Below are 2,751 nucleotides of genomic sequence, written 5' to 3' on the forward strand. Positions count from 1 at the left end.
GCTCGGCATGGCCGAGGGCGCACGCCGCAAGAGCGCCAACAAGCGCAACTGCGTGGTTCTCTCCGCGATCGAGCACGACTCGGTGCTCGACGTCGCGAGCATCCTGCGCGGGCGCGGCTTCGAGGTGGTCCTCGCCAGGTCCGGCCGCGACGGCGTCGTGAGCGCCGAGGAGGTCGCGAGCGTCATGGGCGACTCGTGCGCCCTCGTGAGCGTCATGGCCGCGAACAACGAGACGGGCGTCGTCCAGCCCACGGCCAATATCGTCGAGGCGGCGCACGCAGGCGGCGCGCTCGCACACGTCGACGCCGTGCAGGCCTTTGGCCGCATCGACCTCGACTGCGCCAAGGCAGACGCGGTCTCGGTGGCTGCCCACAAGATCGGCGGCCCTCTCGGCGTGGGTGCGGTGGCCATGCGCACGCGCTGCCCCTTCGACGCCCAGTCGCTCGGAGGCGGGCAGGAGTTGGGCCGCAGGCCCGGCACACAGGACGTCGCCGGCGCCGTCGCCTTCGCCGCGGCAGCCGAGCTCGTCTGCCGCGAGCTTCCCAGCGTCCGCCCCGCGGTCGAGGCGCTCGCCAACCATGTCTACGAGCGCCTCTGCGCGCCTGGGACCGGGATTATCCCCACGACGGTGGCGCATGTCGACCACACGAGACTGCCCGGCATGGTGAGCGTCATGGTGCCCTCGATGGACTCCGAGTCGCTCGTGCTCAAGCTCGACAACATAGGCTTCGAGGTCTCGGCGGGCTCCGCTTGCTCGAGCAGGTCGCTCGACCCCAGCCACGTGCTCTCCGCCATGGGCATCGCCCGAGACGAGGCGCTGGGGTCGCTGCGCGTGAGCTTCGACGAGCGCGTCACGCTCGAGGAGCTCGACGCCTTCTGCGACGCCCTGCTCGGCATCGTCTCCGTCAAATAGCATCAATTCCTGGGCCCGGTTCGTCCGGGCCCTTTTTCAAAGGGAGGCATCGTGAACGTCTCGGAACTTGAACAGCTCCTGCTCGCACGCTTTCCGGCCGAAGACGCCGAGAGCTGGGACCGCCCCGGCCTTCTCGTGGGTAACCCACGCGACGAGGTCTTGGCAGTCGCCTGCGCCCTCGACCCCACACCGCAGGCTATCCGCCGGGCGGCAGCAGCCGGAGCCAACGTGCTCGTGACCCACCACCCAGCCTTTCTCGACGCGCCCGCGCGCATGACGCCCGAGGCCACCACGAGCTCGCAGGCAGGTGCTGCCGTCTTCGAAGCGGCACGCCTGGGCGTCTCGCTCATCGCGATGCACACGAACCTCGACAGAAACGAAGCGGCGCTCGACCTGCAGGCAAGTCTCCTTTGCCTTGTGCGCACGGGTCGCCTCGTGGAGCCAGACGGATACGGCGCCCTGCTCGACGCGGGCGGCCTGACGCTCGACGAGCTCGCGAAGCGCGCGGCTGCGGCCTACGGCTGCACGCCCACGGTCTGGGGCGATAATTCCCGCAAGCTAGGCGTCGTCGCCGTCTGCTCCGGCTCGCTGGGGTCGCTAGGTGAGGTCGCGCGCATGCGAGGCGTCGATTGCGTGATTGCTGGGGAGGCGGGATATCATCGCCTCCTCGAGCTCGGATGCGCCGGAGTTGCCGCTATACTCGTGGGGCACGATGCCTCGGAGCGGCCCTACGCGGGCGTGCTCGCGGACACGATCCGCGCCGGGGCACCTGATACACGCATACAAATCCTGGACGAGGGCCTGCGCTGGCACGCGTATGGCACGGGGAGTGAGTGACATGTCTGAGGCATCCAACCTGCTGAGACTTCAGGAGATCGATCTGGAGCTCATGAAGTCGAAGAAGACGGCCGCGGCGCTTCCGCAGCGCGCCCGCGTAGAGGCGGCCCGCGCGGCCTCCAAGAAGGTCGCCGGCGAGCTCACCAAGATCGTGGGCCAGCGCAAGGACATCGAGATCGAGATCAACGACCTCGCCGAGTCCAAGGAGTTCTTCTCGCAGAAGATGAACGAGATCCAGACCGGCACCTACAACCAGGACTTCCGCAACGCCCAGGAGATGGAGTACAACCTCTCCCTGCTCGCCAAGAAAATCGAGAAGTGCGACTTCGACACCGACAAGCTGCTGCCCCAGCTCGAGACCGTCGAGCGCGCCGAGGCCAACGCCCGCGCCCTTACCGACAAGCTCGAGCGCGAGGAGGCCGCCCAGCTCGGCTCGTTCAAGCAGGCCATGGCCCAGATCACCGACAAGGTGAAGGCCCTCGCCGCCGAGCGCGAGCGCATCGTGGCCGCGCTGCCCGCCAAGATGGTCGCCGACTACGAGGCGGCCCGCGCACGCTTTGGCGGCCTCGCCGTCGAGACGCTCGTGGGCAACCGCCCGTCGGCCTGCCGCGTGACGCTTCAGCCGAGCTCGTTCACCGACATCCGCAGGAGCGGCGCTGAGGTCACAACCTGCCCCTACTGCAAGCGAATCCTCGTGGTTTCCACGGAAGGGGAGGAGTAACACCATGGCTGTTACGCTCGTCGATAGTCACGCGGCGCGCGTGGCCCTGTTCGTCACCGGCGGCATCGCGGCCTACAAGGCCTGCGAGGTCCTGCGCGGCCTTCAGAAGGAGGGCTGCGAGGTCCGCGTGGCGATGACCAGGAGCGCCTGCGAGCTCGTGGGCCCGCGCACCTTCGAGGCGCTCTCGGGCCACCACGTCACCCTCGACCTCTTCGATGACGAGACGAGCCCCATCCCGCACATCGAGCTCGCCGAGTGGGCAGACCTCGCCCTCGTGGCC

The 2,751-nt window shown here is 68.5% G+C and carries 4 protein-coding genes; all 4 read left to right on the top strand.

What is annotated here, in order from left to right:
• Window positions 1-913, top strand: a 913-nt coding sequence (locus AC1VTH_RS07715; protein ID WP_481335556.1) for a cysteine desulfurase family protein, incomplete at its 5' end; no start/stop codon positions are given.
• Between the two features lie 51 nt (window positions 914-964).
• Window positions 965-1,750 carry a Nif3-like dinuclear metal center hexameric protein gene (locus AC1VTH_RS07720; protein ID WP_481335557.1) on the top strand — a complete coding sequence of 262 codons (786 nt, stop codon included), beginning with the start codon at window positions 965-967 and terminating at the stop codon, window positions 1,748-1,750.
• A gap of 1 nt (window position 1,751) precedes the next feature.
• Window positions 1,752-2,471: a zinc ribbon domain-containing protein gene (locus AC1VTH_RS07725; protein WP_481335558.1), complete on the top strand. Its 720-nt coding sequence runs from the start codon at window positions 1,752-1,754 to the stop codon at window positions 2,469-2,471.
• A 4-nt stretch (window positions 2,472-2,475) separates the two neighbouring features.
• Window positions 2,476-2,751, top strand: a 276-nt coding sequence (locus AC1VTH_RS07730) for a flavoprotein (RefSeq protein WP_481335559.1), incomplete at its 3' end; no start/stop codon positions are given.

The organism is Parolsenella sp., assembly GCF_982402205.1.

Bases quoted from the DNA above. Each gene is read 5' to 3' on its own strand.
- AC1VTH_RS07725 (WP_481335558.1), top strand. From the start codon at position 1,752: ATGTCTGAGGCATCCAACCTGCTGAGACTTCAGGAGATCGATCTGGAG.